Annotated in this window: 17 protein-coding genes; 8 read left to right on the top strand and 9 right to left on the bottom strand. The window is 34.8% G+C overall.

The annotated features are described in order from the left end of the window. Window positions 1-269: 269 nt before the first annotated feature. Window positions 270-1,235, bottom strand: a complete 966-nt coding sequence (locus DR871_RS13370) for a leucine-rich repeat domain-containing protein (protein ID WP_113666706.1) — start codon at window positions 1,233-1,235, stop codon at window positions 270-272. A gap of 144 nt (window positions 1,236-1,379) precedes the next feature. Next, on the bottom strand, window positions 1,380-2,423 hold the full coding sequence (locus tag DR871_RS13375) for a tyrosine-type recombinase/integrase (RefSeq protein ID WP_113666707.1): 1,044 nt from the start codon (window positions 2,421-2,423) through the stop codon (window positions 1,380-1,382). 459 nt (window positions 2,424-2,882) lie between these two features. On the opposite strand from DR871_RS13375, the gene DR871_RS13380 reads away from it, so the two are divergent. Beyond that, window positions 2,883-3,323, top strand: a complete 441-nt coding sequence (locus DR871_RS13380; protein WP_113666900.1) for a hypothetical protein — start codon at window positions 2,883-2,885, stop codon at window positions 3,321-3,323. Window positions 3,324-3,456: 133 nt separating this feature from the next. Here the strand turns inward: DR871_RS13380 and DR871_RS13385 are convergent, their stop codons facing one another. The 6 genes from DR871_RS13385 to DR871_RS13410 all read right to left on the bottom strand — a co-directional run bounded on the left by DR871_RS13385 (window position 3,457) and on the right by DR871_RS13410 (window position 9,309). Then, a complete protein-coding gene (locus tag DR871_RS13385; RefSeq protein WP_113666708.1) occupies window positions 3,457-4,698 on the bottom strand; it encodes a peptidylprolyl isomerase in 1,242 nt (413 codons plus the stop codon). Window positions 4,699-4,731: 33 nt separating this feature from the next. Beyond that, window positions 4,732-5,856, bottom strand: a complete 1,125-nt coding sequence (locus DR871_RS13390; protein ID WP_113666709.1) for a peptidylprolyl isomerase — start codon at window positions 5,854-5,856, stop codon at window positions 4,732-4,734. 12 nt (window positions 5,857-5,868) lie between these two features. Beyond that, window positions 5,869-6,528: a gliding motility-associated peptidyl-prolyl isomerase GldI gene (gene gldI / locus DR871_RS13395; protein ID WP_113666710.1), complete on the bottom strand. Its 660-nt coding sequence runs from the start codon at window positions 6,526-6,528 to the stop codon at window positions 5,869-5,871. Between the two features lie 4 nt (window positions 6,529-6,532). Continuing rightward, window positions 6,533-7,537: a DHH family phosphoesterase gene (locus DR871_RS13400; protein ID WP_113666711.1), complete on the bottom strand. Its 1,005-nt coding sequence runs from the start codon at window positions 7,535-7,537 to the stop codon at window positions 6,533-6,535. A 69-nt stretch (window positions 7,538-7,606) separates the two neighbouring features. After that, complete coding sequence (locus tag DR871_RS13405; protein ID WP_113666712.1) at window positions 7,607-8,863, bottom strand: voltage-gated chloride channel family protein; 1,257 nt, start codon at window positions 8,861-8,863, stop codon at window positions 7,607-7,609. 35 nt (window positions 8,864-8,898) lie between these two features. Beyond that, window positions 8,899-9,309 (bottom strand): RidA family protein, encoded by a 411-nt coding sequence (locus DR871_RS13410; RefSeq protein ID WP_113666713.1) that lies wholly within the window; start codon window positions 9,307-9,309, stop codon window positions 8,899-8,901. A 281-nt stretch (window positions 9,310-9,590) separates the two neighbouring features. Between DR871_RS13410 and DR871_RS13415 the strand changes: the two genes are divergently transcribed. Next, window positions 9,591-10,259, top strand: coding sequence for a hypothetical protein (locus tag DR871_RS13415; protein ID WP_113666714.1), 669 nt, complete (start codon window positions 9,591-9,593; stop codon window positions 10,257-10,259). A gap of 79 nt (window positions 10,260-10,338) precedes the next feature. On the opposite strand, the gene DR871_RS13420 is transcribed toward DR871_RS13415, so the two are convergent. Then, the gene (locus DR871_RS13420; RefSeq protein WP_113666715.1) at window positions 10,339-10,866 is read right to left on the bottom strand and encodes a hypothetical protein; all 528 of its coding nucleotides are present in this window, start codon (window positions 10,864-10,866) and stop codon (window positions 10,339-10,341) included. A 202-nt stretch (window positions 10,867-11,068) separates the two neighbouring features. On the opposite strand from DR871_RS13420, the gene guaA reads away from it, so the two are divergent. The 6 genes from guaA (at window position 11,069) to DR871_RS13450 (ending at window position 19,103) form a co-directional block, all read left to right on the top strand. Further along, entirely contained in the window at window positions 11,069-12,598 is a 1,530-nt protein-coding gene (gene guaA, locus DR871_RS13425) for a glutamine-hydrolyzing GMP synthase (protein WP_113666716.1), read from the top strand. 62 nt (window positions 12,599-12,660) lie between these two features. Further along, window positions 12,661-14,577, top strand: a complete 1,917-nt coding sequence (locus DR871_RS13430) for a lytic transglycosylase (protein ID WP_113666717.1) — start codon at window positions 12,661-12,663, stop codon at window positions 14,575-14,577. 84 nt (window positions 14,578-14,661) lie between these two features. Beyond that, entirely contained in the window at window positions 14,662-16,614 is a 1,953-nt protein-coding gene (locus DR871_RS13435; protein WP_113666718.1) for a LysM peptidoglycan-binding domain-containing protein, read from the top strand. Further along, window positions 16,614-17,015, top strand: a complete 402-nt coding sequence (locus tag DR871_RS13440; protein WP_113666719.1) for an OsmC family protein — start codon at window positions 16,614-16,616, stop codon at window positions 17,013-17,015. Before DR871_RS13435 ends, DR871_RS13440 begins: the two co-directional genes overlap by 1 nt. A gap of 81 nt (window positions 17,016-17,096) precedes the next feature. Next, window positions 17,097-17,327 (top strand): DUF3820 family protein, encoded by a 231-nt coding sequence (locus DR871_RS13445; RefSeq protein ID WP_113666720.1) that lies wholly within the window; start codon window positions 17,097-17,099, stop codon window positions 17,325-17,327. A 162-nt stretch (window positions 17,328-17,489) separates the two neighbouring features. Further along, window positions 17,490-19,103, top strand: a complete 1,614-nt coding sequence (locus DR871_RS13450; protein WP_113666721.1) for a CTP synthase — start codon at window positions 17,490-17,492, stop codon at window positions 19,101-19,103. Window positions 19,104-19,108 lie beyond the last annotated feature (5 nt).

Raw genomic sequence — 19,108 nt, forward strand, 5'->3', positions numbered from 1 at the left:
TCTTTTTTTCCAGTTTAAAATTAGCAGCCTAAAAAAGACCTTTCTTAAAAGGCTTTCTTTTGGATTGTAGAAAAGGAAAAATTGAAGATTTTAACGCAAAAAAGAGGTTTTTTCACAGCCTGACGTTCTCGCGCTACAAGCAGTTTGGGACTAAATTAAGCCCATTATTCGGATTTGCCAAATCTTCCAAATACAAAACCAATTTTAAATTAAGCCTAATGCCCAAATTGCTTGTAGCGTGTGTTACCTGCAGTGCTTTCCGTTTGTCGTCACTCTATTTCTTCTCCTGTTTTGCTGTCATAGTAGTATAATGATACTTGTTTTAAGTGTGTCATTTCAAACTCCATTTTGCTCAATGGACAAAACTTATTTCCCAAAAGTTGTTCTGCTTTAGCTTGTTCTTTTTTGAGATAGAAATAAGTATAAACTTTTTTCACACAATTACTTTTTGCAATTGGTATGAGAATGTCAGTATTTTTATTTGGTCCAGTAATAATAAACTCGTCAACATAAGAGTTAGTCAAACTTGAAATGTCCTCCAAAGTGCTAATGTTCATTAGGCGAATATTTTTAAGTCTCTTTAATTGTGAAAGGTCAGGCAAAGTTTTAATTTGTTTTTCGTTTTCAATTTTAAGTTTGATTAGACTCGTTAGTTTGGATATTGCGTTTATTTCTTCAAGTTGCTTTACCCACAGAATGTCAAGTTCTTCAAGATTTTCAAGTTGGCTAATTGTGTCTATATTTTTTGATGTACCAAAACCAATGTAAAGGCGTCTCAAATTCTTGAGGTCATTAAGAAATGAAAGCTTATCAATTGAATAACCCGTCAAAGTCAATTCTGTCAATTTTGGAAGTTGCACTATACTTTCCAGTCCTTTTGGTTGTTTCACTACGCCTAAGTATTTGAGATTGGGAAGGTCAGAAAAAAAAGCAAATGAAATTTTCTTATTATTAAATTCTCCAAGTTGTAAGTTCTCTAGACTATCGGCAAGATGAAGAATTGGTTTTATGTCCGTAACACCAGGTAGAAATATTCTAATTACTTTAATACCTTTGTAAAACTTCAAGAAACTTAAGTCATAATCTTTGTTCGTTTCCCAAGTTGCTCCCCATCGTCCGCCTGCGATTGAAAGTTCTATTCCATCAATTTTATAAATAGCAAGTTGCTCCGCAATCTTACGATGTTCATTGTCGGATAGATTGTCTGCTATTTTAGTTAAGGATATTGGTTTCATTTCTTTCTATTGATGTTAGTACGTGTCAGCATTGCAGGTAACTAGTATATAGGCGCTACAAAGTAGCGCTTATACCTCTCATTTTGGGTGGATAGGCGCTACTGCGTAGCGTATTGCTTTCAAATATACACTTTAAATATTATCTTACAAATCATCAAAAGGACTTTTAATTTGTTGAATACTTTTCGTACTTACATGGGTATAAATTTCGGTAGTCTTACTACTGTTATGGCCTAATAATTCCTGTATATATCGTAAATCAGTTCCGTTTTCTAGTAAATGTGTGGCATAACTGTGACGCAACCAGTGTAATGTTACGGGTTTTGTGTTCCCCACTTTTTGAAGAGCTTGTTTTAAAACACTTTGTAAACTTTGTTCTGAATAGTGTTCTCCTACATTTTGCCCTTCAAAAAGCCAGGTTTTAGGTTTGCTTATTACATAATAATCTCGCAGCATTTCTAATATTTTTGGAGATAAAGGAACAATTCTATCCTTTTTACCTTTGCTTTGTCTGATTATTACAATACCTCTTTTTGAATCAATATTATTTGGTTTTAAATTTAAAAGCTCACCTCTACGCAAACCACAACTATAAATTAAGGACAGCATCGTTTTGTGTTTGATGTTGCTATGCGCATTTAATATTAATTTTACTTCTTCTTTGCTTAATACATTGGGTAATAGTTTGGCTCGTTTGGGACGATGGATTTTATCAATATCGATTTTGGTGCCTATAATTGTTATAAAGAATAATTTAATGGAGTTGACCGTTTGATTCTGATACGAAGCCGAAAGATTATTCTTTAAAATATACTCGTTATTATAAATAATCACGTCCTCATTATTGATTTCTACAACGGCTTTTTCTCGATAGAAGAGTAAGAACGATTTCAGAGCTTCGCTATAGGTACTAATGGTGCTTTCGCTATATCGTTTAGAACGAAGCCATTGCTTGAATTTCTCTATTTGAATAATCCCCTCGGGGGAAGGAAGAGAATTTTTCAGGGGTTCTATCTTGAAACGTTCTCTATTTTCGATTGTATCGGGTAGGTGCCAAACCGTTTTTTGCTGGCTCCATCGGGCTCCTTCTATTTGTTTGATACGGGCAATCAAATCTTCATTTTTTTCAAAATAAACGGCAATTCTATTTTCGCCTTTGTGTTTTATGGGTTTTGCAGTCCAAGTCATATCGTATTGATTTTGTGATTGAAAGATACTAATTTTTACAAATATTGTTTTATTAAACCAAAGGTTCTTATAGTACCAAAGCTTTTGCGTGAGGGATAAAAGCGGAAATCCTCCCGATTTTTCTTCGGGAGATTAAAGCGGATAGCCCGACCCGCTTTTTTTAGCGGGTCACGCCCAAATTGTAAATTTTAGAATTAGTAGCAGTATTTGTGTAGCATTATTTTTTAAATAAAAAGGTAGTGGACTTTGCGAAAAACTTTGCGAACTTTGCGGTCCAATAATACGAGATGAAAGGAGTATAACGCAAGTTTGAAATAAACAACTATAGCGCTATGCAAATTACATATTGCTTAAAAAAAATATAAACTACGTATGAAATCGCCATGACAACATTTGTCGCATACACCGATGAAGATCTGGCGATACCATATTCCATTAAAAAACAAATATTATCTACATATGAAAATAAATCCAAAAAACGGAATTGACAAGCTCATTTTCGGAATGAAACAAAATGATGTTACCGCTATTTACGGGAAACCAGACCGCAATTATAAGGATGAGGATGATAATGTGATTTTTGCTTATAATAAGCTAAAAATGCGTTTGACGTTCTATGTAGAGGAAGATTTTAAATTGGGTTACATCGTTGCGTCTAGCCCGGAACTGGAAGTTTTTGGATATAAAATAATTAACAGAATAATCAGTGAGGTCAAAAAAGATTTGGCAGCAAAGGGAATTACTAAATTTACTCAGGAAGAGTTTGATACGTTCGAAAACTATTTCAATGAGGAAAACTGGATGATTTTTCAAACAGAATTTGATGAAGTGGTGAAATTTGAGATTGGTGCCATTATCAATCAGAAAGATGAATTTGATTGGAAATTTGGAAAGAAATAATTGAGACGTCGATAATGCTCAAAAAAGCATAAAAGCCGATTTCTATTCCTGTAATCACAGAGAATAAATTATAAAAATAAACCCGACAGATTTTGAAGTCTGTCGGGTTTTTTTATGGAATTTTTTTTGAGTTTTATTGTTTTGGAGCGGGTTGTTTTTCGAGCATTTCCAATTCGAAAATAAGCATTGTATTAGGCGGAATAACACCACCGGCGCCTCTTTCTCCATACGCTAGATTTGATGGGATGAAAACTACTGCTTTGTCGCCAAAAGCCATATTTTCAAGTCCTTCAATAAATCCTGGAATCATACCGTCTTTTTTTCCGGCTTCAAACGGGAAGGCTTGGTAGCCGTTTTGTGCGGCACGATTTGCATCATATTTTCCATAGGATTTATTCACCGTTTCATAACTGCTGTCAAATAGTGTTCCGTCCTCAAAATAACCAGCATAATGAAAATAGAATGTGGATCCGTTAGCGGGTTTTACTCCTGTTCCTTTTTCTGTTATTTTGTATGCTAATCCAGACGGAGTGGTTGTTGCTGTAGCTTTTGTAGCGGCTAAATAGGCTTTTTTTGCAGCTACTACAGGACCGTATTTTTCAGTGTACGCTCTTTTGGCTTCGGCTTCAATTGCTGCTTTTTTGGCTTTGTTTTCAGCGTTGATTAAATCCTGTTTCTTTTGGTCTTCGGATTTATTGTTGAAATAATCAGCGAACACTTTTGGCGCATCAAATTTTTGTGCTAAAGCGCCTTTTCTTACGATGGTAATTTTTGTGATTACATCGTTTTGCGCAATGGAGTTTACTATATTCATTCCTTCGGTAACGTGACCAAAAATGGTGTGTTTTCCGTCTAACCAAGGCGTTTCTTTATGCGTAATGAAAAACTGGCTTCCATTAGTAGTAGGGCCGGAATTAGCCATAGAGAGTATTCCGGGTTTGTTGTGCTTCAAGTCTGTGAATTCATCCTTGAATGCATAACCAGGACCGCCAGAACCATTACCGGAAGGATCTCCACCTTGAATCATGAAGTCTTTGATGACACGGTGAAATTTTAAACCATCAAAGAACGGTTTTCCTTTTAGTTTGTCATCTGTGACAAAAGTATTTTTCCCTTCGGCAAGTGCAATGAAGTTAGCCACTGTTACGGGTGCTTTTTGGTATGCTAATTCTAGTACAATATCTCCTTTGTTTGTTGCTATTGTTGCAAAAATCCCCTCGATTGCCGCTGGAGTTTTTATTGCAGGCTTTACTGGCGATTTTACAGTTGCTTTAACGCTTGTTGCCGGTTTTTTGGCAGGAACGGATTTCTTGATCGTTTGAGAATGGACGTTGACCATTCCCAGAAATAATAAAAACAGAATTTTAAATTTCATGTTGTACTAATTTAAAGGCTTACTTTTTTAATATTATTGGGGCATTTTTTCTAATAATTCAATCTCAAAAATGATATTGGCATTGGGTGGTATTACGCCTCCAGCACCCGCTGCTCCATATCCTAAACGGGATGGGATGAAAATTACGGCTTTATCACCAAAAGATAATTGCTCCAATCCTTCGATGAAACCAGGAATCATGCCATCTTTTTTGCCTGCTTGGAAAGGGATGGGTTGGTACCCGTTTTGAGCGGCTCTGTTTTCATCGTATTTTCCAAACGTTTTAGCCACATTTTCGACACTGGCGTCAAATAATTCTCCGTCTTCCAGAAAACCAGCGTAGTGTATAAAAACATTAGCGCCATTGGCCGGTTTTTTACCACCGCTTTTCTTGATAATCACATATTGCAAACCACTAGGCGTTCTGGTAGCCTTTGCTTTTAAAGCAGTAAATTCAGCTACTTTTTGTTCGCGAACTACTTTGTACTTTTCGTTGTATACTCTTTTATTTTCCGCTTCGATTGCTGCTTTTTTCTTTTGATTTTCAGACTCTACAGCGAAATAATCATTGAATATTTTTACAGCGTTGAATTTTTTGGCAGCTTCACCATTTCTGATGATGGTTACTTTATTGATGTAATCATTTTGTTCAATTTTGTTTACGACTTCCATTCCATTTTCGACTACATGACCAAATATGGTGTGTTTTCCGTCGAGCCAAGGTGTTGCAAGATGCGTGATGAAAAATTGACTGCTATTCGTTGTTGGTCCGTTATTGGCCATAGCCAAAACACCGCCTTTATCAAATCTCAAATCAGAAAATTCATCTTTAAATTTGTATCCTGTATCTCCAGAACCTGTTCCAAGCGGATCTCCGGTTTGAACCATAAAATCTTTGATAACTCGGTGGAATTTCAAACCGTCAAAAAAGGGTTTGTTTTTAAGATTTTCGTTGGTTACAAATTCATTTTTTCCTTCGGCTAAGGCGACATAATTGGCCACCGTGATAGGTGCTTTTTCAAAATCTAATTGGACAATGATTTCACCTTTATTGGTTTCAATTTTCGCATATAAACCGTCAGGAAGGTTGTTGTATTCTTCTTTACAAGAGTAAAATGAAGCAATTATCAGGAATACGAATAGAATCTTTTTTTTCATTTCTAAATTATTTTATTGAGTTATTGTATCTACGGTCTTGTTTATAATAGGGGTTGATTCTTTTGTAGGTGTTGGAACTGTTGGCGTGACTTTCAGTTTTACCTCGTTTTCTTTTTTATAAGCTGCTTCCGATTTAAAATCACGTAATGTCACGGTGCAAAGTAGCGGTTGATTAGTGCCAATTCTTTTTTCGTCACCATGGTATCCATATCCCATGTGCGATGGGAAAAGAAAGTTTACTTTTTCATTTTTACGCATCAGCTTGATTCCGTCACGCAAGCCCATCATGATATTTTGTTTGTCCACATAATAAATTTGCGGTCGCAATTCTAATGCAGAATAGATCATGGTTCCTTTCAAGTCTTTGATTTCATAATCAAAAAAAGCAACGTCTCCTTTTTTTGGTGTAAGCGTATCGGCTTCATTTCTTGTTTCATAGGAATACCAATATCCTTTTTTGGATGCGAGATAAACAACATTAGGATTACTTTTGATTACATCCTGAATTTGGGTTTCCTCGTTGGCAACTAATTTTTTGTTGCGTGCCACAGATTTTTTCATGAAGCTTCCTGATGCTTGAGAAATAGGTCTCCTGGCTTCCTGATGTTGTTTGCAACTTGAAAAGAGGACAAACATAAAAAATACAATTGCGATTCCCTTGCTATTTTTCATAGGATTAGATGCTTAATTTTGTTACTAAATCTTCAAATTTCCGAATCGTTTCTTCCATCGAAACTTCTGATTTTCCTCCGGCAGCATTGCGATGTCCGCCACCATTAAAATAATCTCTTGCAAATTGATTGACATCAAAATCGCCTTGAGAGCGGAATGAAATCTTGATGATTTTTTCTTCTTTATTTTCGATAAATATAGCGGTAAAAAGGATTCCTTTAATGCTTAGTCCGTAATTTACAATACCTTCCGTATCTCCTTTTACATAATCAAAGGAATTTAGTTCCAATTGCGTCAGTGTAGTATAGGCTGTTTTATGTTCCGTTATCACTTTCATATTTTGAAGTGCTCTTCCCAATATTTGCAAGCGTCCAAAAGAACTGTTGTCAAATAACAAGCTTGGAATTTCTGTGTTTTCAACGCCCAAATCAATTAGTTCGGCCACAATTCTATGGGTTGTTCCAGTTGTTTTTGGGAAACGAAACGAACCAGAGTCTGTTAGGATTCCTGTATAAATGCAAGTTCCGATAGTTTTGTCGATATCTTCTTTTTTTCCAAGATGCGATATGAAGTTATAAAGCATTTCGCATGTAGATCCAAACGAAGTGTCGGAATAGGTTACCACAGCATAATCATCTGGTTTTTGATGATGATCTATCATTACGAAAGGTGCGGTTAGCTTGGCTAAAACATGTTCCATTTCGCCGGTGCGATGCAACGCATTAAAATCTAAAGTGAAAATAAGTTCTGCCTCTTCAAGAATTTGGGTGCAGTTTTGTTTGTCTTTTTCGAATATTTTAATGGTTTCAGAACCCGGCATCCACGCTAGGAAATCCGGAAATTCATTTGGAGAAACCACCACAGGATGATGCTTGTTTTTTAATAAAAAATGGTATAAACCCAGTGTAGAACCCATGGCGTCTCCGTCAGGACCGCGGTGAGGGATTATGGCAATTTTTTTTGGAGTTGATAATAACAACTGTATCGCTTGAATGTCTTGTATTTTCATAGTCTGCGAAATTACATTTTTTTAGCGTAATGTTGAAATCATTTATACAATTAACAAACTTTTAGAAGGTTATAAAAAGTCGGTATTTTTTCTTTTCAATTTTTGATACAAATGGTATTTTGCTCCTTTTACAATTTGAGCATTATAAATTCCCACTGACCCCGAAGAAAAGTAAGCAAGCAAACACGCAATCCCAATAAAAATGCCGCTTTCGATCCCGAAAAGTTCCATTCCCATAACCGTACAGGCAATAGGAGTATGAGTGGCTCCCGAAAAAACAGCTACAAATCCCATTCCTGCCAAAAGGGCTATTGGTAAAGGAACAAAAAGCGATAAAGCGCTTCCTAAAGTGGCACCAACAAAAAATAATGGTGTGACTTCACCTCCTTTGAATCCCGCTCCCAGCGTAAATCCTGTAAAAAGTATTTTTAGCAGGAAATCATAGGAAGCATTTGGGTTTGAAAAAGCATCGACAATCATAGGGACTCCAAGACCAATGTATTTTGTGGTTCCAATAAAATATACGGCTAGTGCTATAAAACATCCGCCCACAAAAGGGCGAAGCGGTGGAAACGAAATAGTTTTTGAAAATAAACGTCCCCAAAAGTGTGTGCTTCTGGAAAAAAGCATGGCGGCTAGGCCAAATAAAATACTCACGAGAATTACCCAAAATAGAGTCGTAAAGTTATTTTCCGGCAGAAATGGAATCGCATAAGGGGTGTGCTTTACATGCCAAAGTTCCACGGTGAAATAAGCGATATATGCAACCAGAAAAGAAAGAAAAATGCTTTTGAAATTGATTTTACTAAAATAAACAACTTCCAAAGCGAATAAAGCTCCGGCTAAAGGAGTTCCAAAAATGGAGGCAAATCCAGCGCTGATTCCCAGAATGAGTATCGTTTTTCTTTCGGATGCATCAAGTTGAAACAATTTTGTAAACTGGTCTGCAATCGCTCCGCCCATTTGCACGGCGGTTCCTTCTCGACCGGCTGAACCTCCAAAAAGATGAGTGATTAAGGTGCCAAAAAGCACCAAAGAAGCCATTTTTAACGGAATGATTTTTTGCGGATTTTCGTATTCTTCCAGCAATAAATTATTTCCTTTGACAACTGATTTACCCCAATAATGATAGCCCAATCCTATAATCAAACCGCCTATTGGCAAAAGCCAAATGATCCAACTGTTATTTTTCCTTATTTGCGTAACCCATTCTAAGGAAACCAGAAAAAAAGCAGATGCCGATCCGGAAATAACACCGATTAAAATGCAGATGAAAATCCATTGGAGTAGCAGCGACGAATTTTTTTTAGTTTTCTCTAAATTCATTAGTAGAATGGGCAAATTGTTTTTTTGCAAAAGTATTATAAACCTTCTTGAATTAATGGTTTTTCAGCGGCTATTGCGGTGATTTCAATTTCGACTAAATACTCAGGAGCAACTAGTTTGCTAATTTCATAAAAACCGGTCGTGGGTTTTATGTCCTTAAAAAATAGGGCATGAGCCTTGGCAACATCTTCAAATGTCGAAATATCGGTAGTAAAAATTCGTGTTCTGATGACATCTTCCATGCTTACTTTTAAGTCTTCGAGAACTACTTGTACGCGTTCTAAAATGTTTACTGTTTGTGCATACGCATCAGTAGCTTTTACTTTTTCGCCATCAATAATAGCGACTGTACCAGATACTTCAATAGTATTTCCAATGCGTACCGCTCTGCAGTATCCCATTTTGTCTTCCCATGGAGAACCGGTCAATATGTTTTCTCTTTTCATTTTCGTAGTGTTTAAATCTTGTTTAGTAATAAAAATGCGATTTTGGATATGGCATACTATTTGCAAGTTAGAAAAAAAAGTGAAATAAAAATACCGATTTTGGATTAAAAAAAATCAAATTTTATCAGGGATATTTTAGTTGTTTTATTCTCTTTAATGAAATAAAATACAGATTTAGGAGTTATAAATGAAAGTTAAATTACAGCTTGATTCTTGAATAAATACAATTGGTTTTTTATTTTTAAAATTTTACAAGCACGGATAAACTAATTTAAAAAGTTATGAAAAGGATTTTATTTTTAATGATTACCATCAGTATGTCCTTGAGCGGATATGCCCAGAATGAATTTAGCTCGAAATTTAAAGCGATTCCGCCGAAAGTTAATGCACCAAAAATAAAAAAAGCAATTCCACCCAAAGCAGATATTCCGCCTATTAATACGCCAAACGTTTTTAAAAATCCGGAAATTTTTAACCCAAAACCAAGTCCGTCGCTTCCTAGTACGCCTGCAGCTAACTTCTCCATGACTCCTAAAAACGAGTTTATTAATCCCGGAGATGTTTATAAAGATAAGTGGAATAAAAAGGAGGAAAATACAGATGGTGTTGTGTATAGAAAGAACCAAAATTTAGGTAATTTCGCCACGGGATCAGTTACTGCTAAGGTAATGTATCGGGATGCAGCTTACGTTGATGGCGATAAGATTAGGGTGTATTTGAATGATCGAGTAATAGAATATCAGGTGAACCTCGATAGTGATTTCAAGGGTTTTGAAATTGTGTTGGAAAAAGGCTTTAATAAGATAGATTTCGAAGCATTAAACCAAGGTAGTTCGGGTCCTAATACCGCCGAATTTAAAGTGTATGATGATAAAGGTGGTTTGATATCAGCAAGCCAGTGGAATCTTGGAACTGGTTTCAAAGCCACTATTATTTTGGTAAAAGAATAAAAACATAGGTAAGGTAAATAAGAAAAACCGTTGGATATCATGAATATTCAACGGTTTTTTATGTTTAAGGATGTTTTGTCTAAAACGGATCTGCAGTAACTTGAAATTTCATGTCTGATTTTACAGTAATGTCTTGAGTTAAGGATTCTTTAATAACTGCCTTAGCCCTTATTTTATAGGAAGGTGCCTTGATGTATTTGTCTAATTTTTGAGAGATACAAATTAGATTAATCGTATTTGAAGTGGAATTAATGTCGTCTAAATAAGCCAATTCAATTTCATCATTAGCATCTGTTGAAATATATAAGTGTATCGATTTTAAAAAGCGAAATGTTTTATCAGTTGGCTCAGTGATAGTTAATTTTAACGCTGTCAACTTTACATCTTTTACTAAATCTGCTTTTGTATTGTTATTTTCAAATTCTTTACTTGAATTCGTGGTTATTTCCGGTGTTACAACTTCAAATAGAGCTCCAACTGGGAAAGCACTATCAATTGTAAAAGAGGTTTCGTCATCGATTGTAAACGTTAATAAATCATCAATTACACTACACGAAATGGCTATAAGGCCAAAAATTGCAACTGCTATAAATTTCTTTGCTTTCATTTTCTTTCTGTTTTTACGAGATTATGAGGGTTACAAATGTACTCTTTTATATTCTAAACCTAATTTTAGAATAATCCCAAAATTACGATACAAGATCAGATGTCTTTTAGTAGGCAAGAGAATTTTTTTAGCAACTTAAAAGAAAATAAATATTTTTCAAAATTCAATTTTTCAATTCAAAATATAAAAAGTATTTTTGCGCATGCAACACAACGTACTTATTTTAGACTTCGGATCGCAATACACACAACTTATTGCGCGTAGAGTTCGCGAATTAAATATATTCTGCGAAATCTTCCCTTACAATCATTTTCCGAGTGATTTATCCTCTTATAAAGCAGTAATCCTTGGTGGTAGTCCATTTTCTGTCCGTTCAGAAGATGCGCCTCATCCAGATTTATCTCAAATTAGAGGAAAACTTCCTATGCTGGCTGTTTGTTACGGCGCGCAATATTTATCCCATTTCAGTGGTGGGGAAGTAGCGGCTTCCAATACCAGAGAATATGGTAGAGCTAATTTATCGTTCATAAAGGAAGACGAAATTTTCTTTGAAGGAGTTTCTGAAAATAGCCAAGTTTGGATGAGTCATAGCGATAGTATCAAAGCTTTGCCAACAAATGGCGTAAAACTGGCAAGTACTCATGATGTGGAATTTGCTGCTTACAAAATTGAAGGCGAAACAACGTATGCGATTCAATACCATCCTGAGGTTTTTCATTCTACCGATGGATCAAAAATGCTGGAAAACTTTTTAGTAAAAATTGCAGAAGTTCCTCAAAACTTTACACCAAATGCTTTTGTTGAAGAGATGGTAGCTGAACTGAAAGAGAAATTGCAAGATGATAAAGTAGTTCTAGGACTTTCTGGCGGAGTTGATTCGACTGTAGCGGCAGTTTTATTGCACCAGGCGATTGGAAAAAATCTATACTGTATTTTTGTAAATAATGGTTTGCTTCGTAAAAACGAGTTCCAAAACGTATTAGATCAATACAAAGGAATGGGTTTGAACGTAAAAGGAGTTGATGCCGGAGATCGTTTCTTATCAGAATTAGCAGGTGTAAGCGACCCGGAAACCAAACGTAAAATTATTGGACGTGTATTTATCGAAGTTTTTGATGATGAATCACACCTTATAGAAGATGTAAAATGGTTGGCTCAAGGAACAATATATCCTGATGTTATTGAATCGGTTTCTGTAAAAGGGCCTTCAGCAACAATCAAATCACATCATAATGTAGGTGGTTTGCCGGATTATATGAAATTGAAAATCGTGGAACCGCTTCGTATGCTTTTCAAAGATGAAGTGCGTAGAGTAGGAGCTTCACTAGGAATTGACCCAGAATTATTAGGAAGACATCCTTTTCCAGGACCAGGATTGTCAATTAGAATTCTAGGTGATATTACACCTGAAAAAGTGCAAATTTTGCAAGATGTAGATGCTGTTTTTATTGATGGATTAAAATCTTGGGGATTATACGATAAAGTATGGCAGGCAGGAGCAATTTTACTTCCTGTAAATAGCGTAGGAGTTATGGGTGATGAACGCACATATGAAAAAGTGATTGCGCTTCGTGCTGTAGAATCTACTGATGGTATGACAGCTGATTGGGTGCATTTACCGTATGATTTCTTGATGAAAATTTCTAATGATATTATTAATAAAGTAAAAGGGGTAAATAGAGTAGTGTATGATATAAGCTCAAAACCGCCAGCAACAATTGAGTGGGAATAATATCGTTTTTTAACATTAAGTCATTACATTTGTGATGACTTAATTGTTTTAAATCATAATTTATGAAAGAATTTTTACGAATTTTGTTTTTAGTAATATTGTTTTCAAATGTCATTCTTGGACAAGAAAGCGTAATGCAACATACCGTTGTTAAAGGGGAAACAATAACACAAATCGCATTAAAGTACAAAACAACCCCTGCAGCTATTTATAAACTTAATCCGGAATCTCAGTCCGGAATTCAAGAAAACCAACTTCTTAGTGTTCCTAATGTTGTCTTACATCAAAGTGATAGTGTTATTCACATTGTAGGTCCTAAAGAAACACTTTACGGTTTAGCTACAAAATATAATGTAAAAGTTGAAGCACTTCGAGAGTTAAATGAAACAGTGCTCGTTAATGGGTTAAAAACAGGACAGGAGTTAGTCATTCCGAAATCTTTTGAATCTAAAAAAACAGGGTTTGACCAGCAAACCATAAATGCTGCTAATTCAAAAATTACTCATAAAGTACTGCCTAAAGAATCCTTGTTTGGTATTGCAAGATTGTATAACGTATCTGTTCAGGATTTAGACAAAGCTAATTCAGATATTTTTAAAGTAGGATTACAAGTTGGACAAAATTTAGTCATACCAAACAAACGAAAAACAGTAGATGGAAGAACCAGAATTATTAACTCTGAAACTATTTTTCATGATGTTCAGTTTAAAGAAACTAAATACTCAATAGCCAAAAAATACGGGATTACAATTGATCAATTAGAATCACAAAATCCTGAAATTGTAAATGGATTAACTCAAGGAAATAAATTGGCTATAAATGTTAAGCAGATAACTCCTTCAAACGAAAATGAAGAGTTGATGATTGCATTGGCAGAGAAGCAAGTAGTGGTAGAGAAAACCAAAGCTAAAAATATTCAATTAGAGGATTTAAAAGACAAGCTCACCGTTCAAAAAGAAATAAATCAAAAAGTTATTAAAGTTAATAATTTAAAAATTGACCTTAACGAGATAGATGATGCCAAAGAAGGTTCAGAGGAAAGGCTTAAGTTAGTCTTAGAAGCTAATAAAAATATTCAGGATATATTGATTTCAAAATTAGATTCATTAGTCTACACGATGAATGAAGATTTGTCAGAATTAAAAAATACTGAGATTGAAAATCTAGAGAAATCAAAGCAATTGGAAGCTAAATCGTATGAAAGTATTTCTAGAACCAGTGAATTGTCATTTCAATTGAAAAAAGATTTAGCTCAAAATAGAAAAGTGTATTCTACATTGATGAATAAAGTGCAGCGAATCGCTGTTGAAAAAAACATTGAATACAAGAAGAAAGTAAGGGAAAATAGTAAAGCTGATCTCGCGGAGTCTGACAATGAAATTACTTCTCTTGATACTTATAAAAAGATGGAATCAGACCAAAAACGAAGAGATGAATTAAATGAAGTGCTTCTTAAAAAAATTGATTCGTTAGGCGGAGAGAAAAAAATTGAATTAAAAAGACATATTAGTATGGCTACTTTTTATAGCAGAGAAGCAAGAAATTTTGATGATAAATTAGCGTTGGTGCGATTAAAAAGATACCAAAATAAAGCGCAGGAGTCTCAAAATCAAAATCCAGTTTCTAAAGATTTAAACCAACAAAATCTAGTGGAGATAAAAGAACCTATAAAGCAGGATTCTTTAAGTGAGGGAAATAGATCTAAAATAGAAATATTAGATAATCTTAAGGAAGTGCCGGCAGGGTATTACATTGTTTTAGGAGATTTTAGTGAAGCAGAGGACAGAGATAAATTTATAATGAAATTGATTGATGCCGGAGAATTGAATTCCAGTTTTTTCTTTAATGTAAATATTATGTCATATTATGTCTTTACTGAATTTTTTACTACTGAAGAAGAAGCTCTTTATGAATACAAACAGAAAAAAAACAAAGAATTCTTTGAAAAAATGTTTGTTGTAAAGATTGAACAGAATTAATTTATTTAGGAAACAATTAACTACTCTTTTTAAAGTTCATTACTAATTTTACAAAAACTAAAAAATTAATTTATTACACTCAGCATGAAATATTTTTTAACATTCTTTGTTGTTCTTTTTTTTATTTATTTTCCGAGTCAAGCTCAAAATAAAGTGATACAACATAATGTAACAAAAGGAGAAACTATAAATCAAATTGCACAAAAATATAAAGTCACTCCTTATGATATTTATCAATTAAATCCAGATGCACAAAGTGGTTTGAAACCCAATACAATCTTGTTAATTCCTCAAAATTCTGGAAAGCAAGTAGTAGTTCAAACCAAAAAAAGTACACCGTCTACAATGCATCAAGTAATGCCAAAAGAGACTTTGTATGGAATTGAGAAAAAATATGGTGTCACAGATGAAGCATTAAAACAAGCGAATCCTTTTCTTGAAAAAGAGGGTTTACAAATTGGACAGACGCTTACAATTCCTTCGAATGTTATTTTGAAAAATAAAACTCCAATCACTGAAAAAGTGGTGTTTCATTTTGTGCTTCCAAAAGAAACTAAATATTCTATAGCAAAGCAATACGGAATTACGATTGAGGAATTAGAACGCAAAAATCCTGAAGTAGTCACTAATTTACCGGAAGGATTTAAATTATTGATTAAAGGCAATCCCGAAACTTCGGGACCAAAACTAGATAAAACTGTTCCGGTTACTGAATCTAAAAAAGAGATTGTTACTACAAATCCAGTAAAAACAGCTTCTGCAGTAAATTACTTAAATTATATTGTAAAGCCTAAAGAGACCTTATATAGTTTGTCTAAAATGGCAGGTATAAGTCAGGAGGAATTAACAGCGCTCAACCCTGAATTGGCTCAAGGCGTTATTGAAGGTATGGTTTTGAAATTTCCTGCTACAATAGCATTTTCTCCACAAGTTAAAAAAGAATACACAGAATTGTCAAACAACAAGCGAAGTAGCGGCAGAAAAAAGCTGGTACTGCTGTTGCCGTTTAACATATCCAAGATTCAAGGCGATACGGTCAATTCGACTGCAATGCGCTTAAAAAAGGATAAATTCTTGAATATGACATTGGATTTTTATGCTGGAGCACTAATTGCTATTGATTCCGCTAAAACATTAGGACTTAATATTGATGTGAAAATCTTCGATTCTCAGGAGACTAAAAATAGTTCCAATGTTGCTGCTCTGATCAAAAGTAATGATTTAGAAAATTCGGATGCCATAATTGGACCATTCTACCAAAGCAATGTGGAGAAAACTGCCGAATTACTGTTGCCAAATCAAGTTCCTGTAATTTCGCCTTTGTCTAAAGATTTAGGAGCTTCATACGCTAACATTTTTCAATCGATTCCAGCTCCTGAAGCAGTCAAAAATGCCATGTTCGATTACATGCGTTCCAAAGGTGGTAACATGGTAGCGGTTGTAGACAAGAAAAAAGGTTCGATAATTCAGTTTATCAAAGAGAATCACAAAGATGTACGATTTTCAGCGCTTACCGAAAATGGTGGCGTTTCTGCTGAAAACTTGAAAAGTTTATTTGTAAAAGACAAGATAAACTATGTCGTAATGGAAACTGGAAACACGGGAATGATAAAAACGACAATTGCGGCAATGTTAAGTGCGATGCCTTCATTTAAAGTACAGTTGGTAATTTTGGAACCTAATGAAACGTTGGATACTGATGAAATTAATTTTGGAAATTTAACCAAATTAAAATTAATGTATCCTTCAGTTACCCGTGAAAATGAATCTCCTGAAGCTTTAATTTTCGAAAAGGAATTTAGAAAGAAAAACAAAATTTATCCTAGTGTTTTTGCTACTCGTGGATTTGATTTAACTTTTGATACGATGTTGCGTTTGTCACAGGATAAAAAATACCAGGAAACAATTGATGCTGCGGCAACGGAGCAAATTGACAATAAATTCGAATTTTATAAAAAAGAGGACGGCGGTTATACCAATAAAGGAATCTATATTTTATATTATGACACGGATTTAACCATAAAAGAAGCGAATTAATGACATCAATAGTGACTTATTTAGGGGATTTGAGAACGTCTTCTATTCATTTGCAATCAGGAACCGAAATCCTTTCGGACGCTCCGGTAGACAATAACGGAAAAGGTGAGGCTTTTTCTCCAACGGATACTGTTGCAAACGCATTAGCAACTTGCATGATGACCATAATGGGTATTAAGGCACAAGAAATGGAAGTTGATTTGACAGGTTCTACCGCCGAAGTAATTAAAATTATGAATGCAGAACCAAGGCGTATCGGTGCAATAGAAATTGCTTTTGAGATGTACGGAACGGCAGAGGAAAAAAACAGAACCATACTGGAAAGAGTAGCGATGACTTGTCCCGTTTTTTTAAGCTTGCATCCTGAAATCGAGAAACGAATAATTTTTAATTGGAAATAAAGAGATTTGAGAAGCAAGAGATAAGAATCAAGAAGAAGTAATAGTTCTTGATTCTTATCTCTTGCTTCTTTTTTATAAAAAATGGATCAAAACCAAAAACAACTCGTTAAGCTAGCCCATACTAAAATGCCTTTTGGTAAGTATGAAGGATGGTTTCTTATTGATATTCCTGAATATTACATTGTTTGGTACAGCAATAAAGGGTTTCCTAAAGGAGAATTAGGTGAACAGCTGAAATTAATTTATGAATTGAAGCTCAACGGTCTGGAGGAGTTAATTAGGAATATAAAAAAACGTTATCCAAAACCATAGGATAGTATCTATAAGACTCCATAGATTTTTAGAGAATTGTATTTTGCTTTTTTTTTAACCAAAAAAGAGTCTGAAAATCTAACAAGCTAATATTCTAATAGTCCAATTAAATTTGTACTTTTGCCACGTTTTTTACACAACTACAACACAAACAACAACAGAATGAATCAAACGAAATATATTTTTGTTACTGGCGGTGTGACTTCTTCCTTGGGGAAAGGAATCATTGCTGCATCTTTGGCAAAATTGTTACAAGCAAGAGGATACCGTACAACCATCCAAAAGTTTGACCCATACCTTAATGTAGATCCCGGGACATTAAACCCTTATGAGCATGGGGAATGTTATGTTACTGATGATGGTGCAGAAACCGATTTGGATTTAGGGCATTACGAGCGTTTCTTGAATGTTCCTACTTCTCAGGCGAATAATGTTACAACAGGAAGGATTTATCTTTCGGTTATTGAAAAAGAAAGAAGAGGAGAATTTCTTGGTAAAACGGTTCAAGTTGTACCTCATATTACCAATGAAATTAAGGAAAGAATGCAGTTGCTTGGAAATTCCGGTGACTACGATATTGTAATTACGGAAATTGGTGGAACGGTAGGAGATATTGAATCTTTGCCATATATCGAATCTGTTCGTCAATTGGTTTGGGATTTAGGAGAACATAATGCCATTGTAATTCATCTTACTTTAATACCTTATTTGGCTGCTGCGGGAGAATTGAAAACAAAACCAACACAGCATTCTGTTAAGACGTTGATGGAGAGTGGGATAAAAGCCGACATCTTGGTTTGTAGAACTGAGCATGAACTTTCTGAAGAATTACGCAACAAACTAGCTTTGTTTTGTAATGTAAAAAGAGAAGCGGTTATCCAGTCTATCGATGCTTCGACTATTTATGAAGTTCCTAATTTAATGTTGGAAGAAGGACTTGATGTTGTTGCGTTAAAAAAATTAGATTTACCTAAAAAAGCGGCCCCGGATTTAAAAAACTGGAATACTTTTTTACGCCGATTAAAAAATCCAAAGCATACTGTGAATATCGGTTTGGTTGGAAAATATGTTGAAATGCAGGATTGTTACAAATCTATTTTGGAAGCTTTCATTCATGCAGGTGCTGCGAATGAAACTAAAGTAAATGTAGTTTCCATTCATTCGGAACATATTGACGCGAATAATATAAGCGAGAAATTTTCTGGTTTAGACGCAATTCTCGTTGCCCCAGGTTTTGGAGAAAGAGGAATTGAAGGCAAAATTGCAGCAGTCCAATATGCGCGTGAAAATAAAATGCCGTTTTTCGGTATTTGTTTGGGAATGCAAATGGCAATCATAGAATATTCAAGAAATGTTCTGGGTTATACTGATGCCAATTCAACCGAAATGAATGAACACACGTCTCATCCGGTGGTAAACCTTATGGAAGAGCAAAAAACAGTTACGGACAAAGGAGGGACAATGCGTCTTGGTGCATGGAAATGTGACATCAAAAAAGATTCATTGGCCTACAAAATATATGGAAAAGAAACGATTTCAGAGCGTCACCGTCATCGTTATGAATACAATAGCAATTATGTGGCGCAATTGCAAAATGCAGGATTGATTGCTTCAGGAGTAAATCCTGATACCGGATTGGTTGAGATTGTAGAAATAGAAAATCATCCATTTTTTATTGGGGTACAATACCATCCGGAATATAAAAGTACGGTTGCGAATCCACATCCTATTTTTGTGAATTTTGTGGCAGCGGCTGTTCTAGCGAAGAAGAAATAATATAA

Origin of the sequence: Flavobacterium petrolei (assembly GCF_003314435.2) — a bacterium.
Taxonomy (GTDB): Bacteria; Bacteroidota; Bacteroidia; order Flavobacteriales; family Flavobacteriaceae; genus Flavobacterium; species Flavobacterium petrolei.

Bases quoted from the DNA above. Each gene is read 5' to 3' on its own strand.
- DR871_RS13370 (WP_113666706.1), bottom strand. From the start codon at position 1,235: ATGAAACCAATATCCTTAACTAAAATAGCAGACAATCTATCCGACAAT.
- DR871_RS13375 (WP_113666707.1), bottom strand. From the start codon at position 2,423: ATGACTTGGACTGCAAAACCCATAAAACACAAAGGCGAAAATAGAATT.
- DR871_RS13380 (WP_113666900.1), top strand. From the start codon at position 2,883: ATGAAAATAAATCCAAAAAACGGAATTGACAAGCTCATTTTCGGAATG.
- DR871_RS13385 (WP_113666708.1), bottom strand. From the start codon at position 4,698: ATGAAATTTAAAATTCTGTTTTTATTATTTCTGGGAATGGTCAACGTC.
- DR871_RS13390 (WP_113666709.1), bottom strand. From the start codon at position 5,856: ATGAAAAAAAAGATTCTATTCGTATTCCTGATAATTGCTTCATTTTAC.
- gldI (WP_113666710.1), bottom strand. From the start codon at position 6,528: ATGAAAAATAGCAAGGGAATCGCAATTGTATTTTTTATGTTTGTCCTC.
- DR871_RS13400 (WP_113666711.1), bottom strand. From the start codon at position 7,537: ATGAAAATACAAGACATTCAAGCGATACAGTTGTTATTATCAACTCCA.
- DR871_RS13405 (WP_113666712.1), bottom strand. From the start codon at position 8,863: ATGAATTTAGAGAAAACTAAAAAAAATTCGTCGCTGCTACTCCAATGG.
- DR871_RS13410 (WP_113666713.1), bottom strand. From the start codon at position 9,309: ATGAAAAGAGAAAACATATTGACCGGTTCTCCATGGGAAGACAAAATG.
- DR871_RS13415 (WP_113666714.1), top strand. From the start codon at position 9,591: ATGAAAAGGATTTTATTTTTAATGATTACCATCAGTATGTCCTTGAGC.
- DR871_RS13420 (WP_113666715.1), bottom strand. From the start codon at position 10,866: ATGAAAGCAAAGAAATTTATAGCAGTTGCAATTTTTGGCCTTATAGCC.
- guaA (WP_113666716.1), top strand. From the start codon at position 11,069: ATGCAACACAACGTACTTATTTTAGACTTCGGATCGCAATACACACAA.
- DR871_RS13430 (WP_113666717.1), top strand. From the start codon at position 12,661: ATGAAAGAATTTTTACGAATTTTGTTTTTAGTAATATTGTTTTCAAAT.
- DR871_RS13435 (WP_113666718.1), top strand. From the start codon at position 14,662: ATGAAATATTTTTTAACATTCTTTGTTGTTCTTTTTTTTATTTATTTT.
- DR871_RS13440 (WP_113666719.1), top strand. From the start codon at position 16,614: ATGACATCAATAGTGACTTATTTAGGGGATTTGAGAACGTCTTCTATT.
- DR871_RS13445 (WP_113666720.1), top strand. From the start codon at position 17,097: ATGGATCAAAACCAAAAACAACTCGTTAAGCTAGCCCATACTAAAATG.
- DR871_RS13450 (WP_113666721.1), top strand. From the start codon at position 17,490: ATGAATCAAACGAAATATATTTTTGTTACTGGCGGTGTGACTTCTTCC.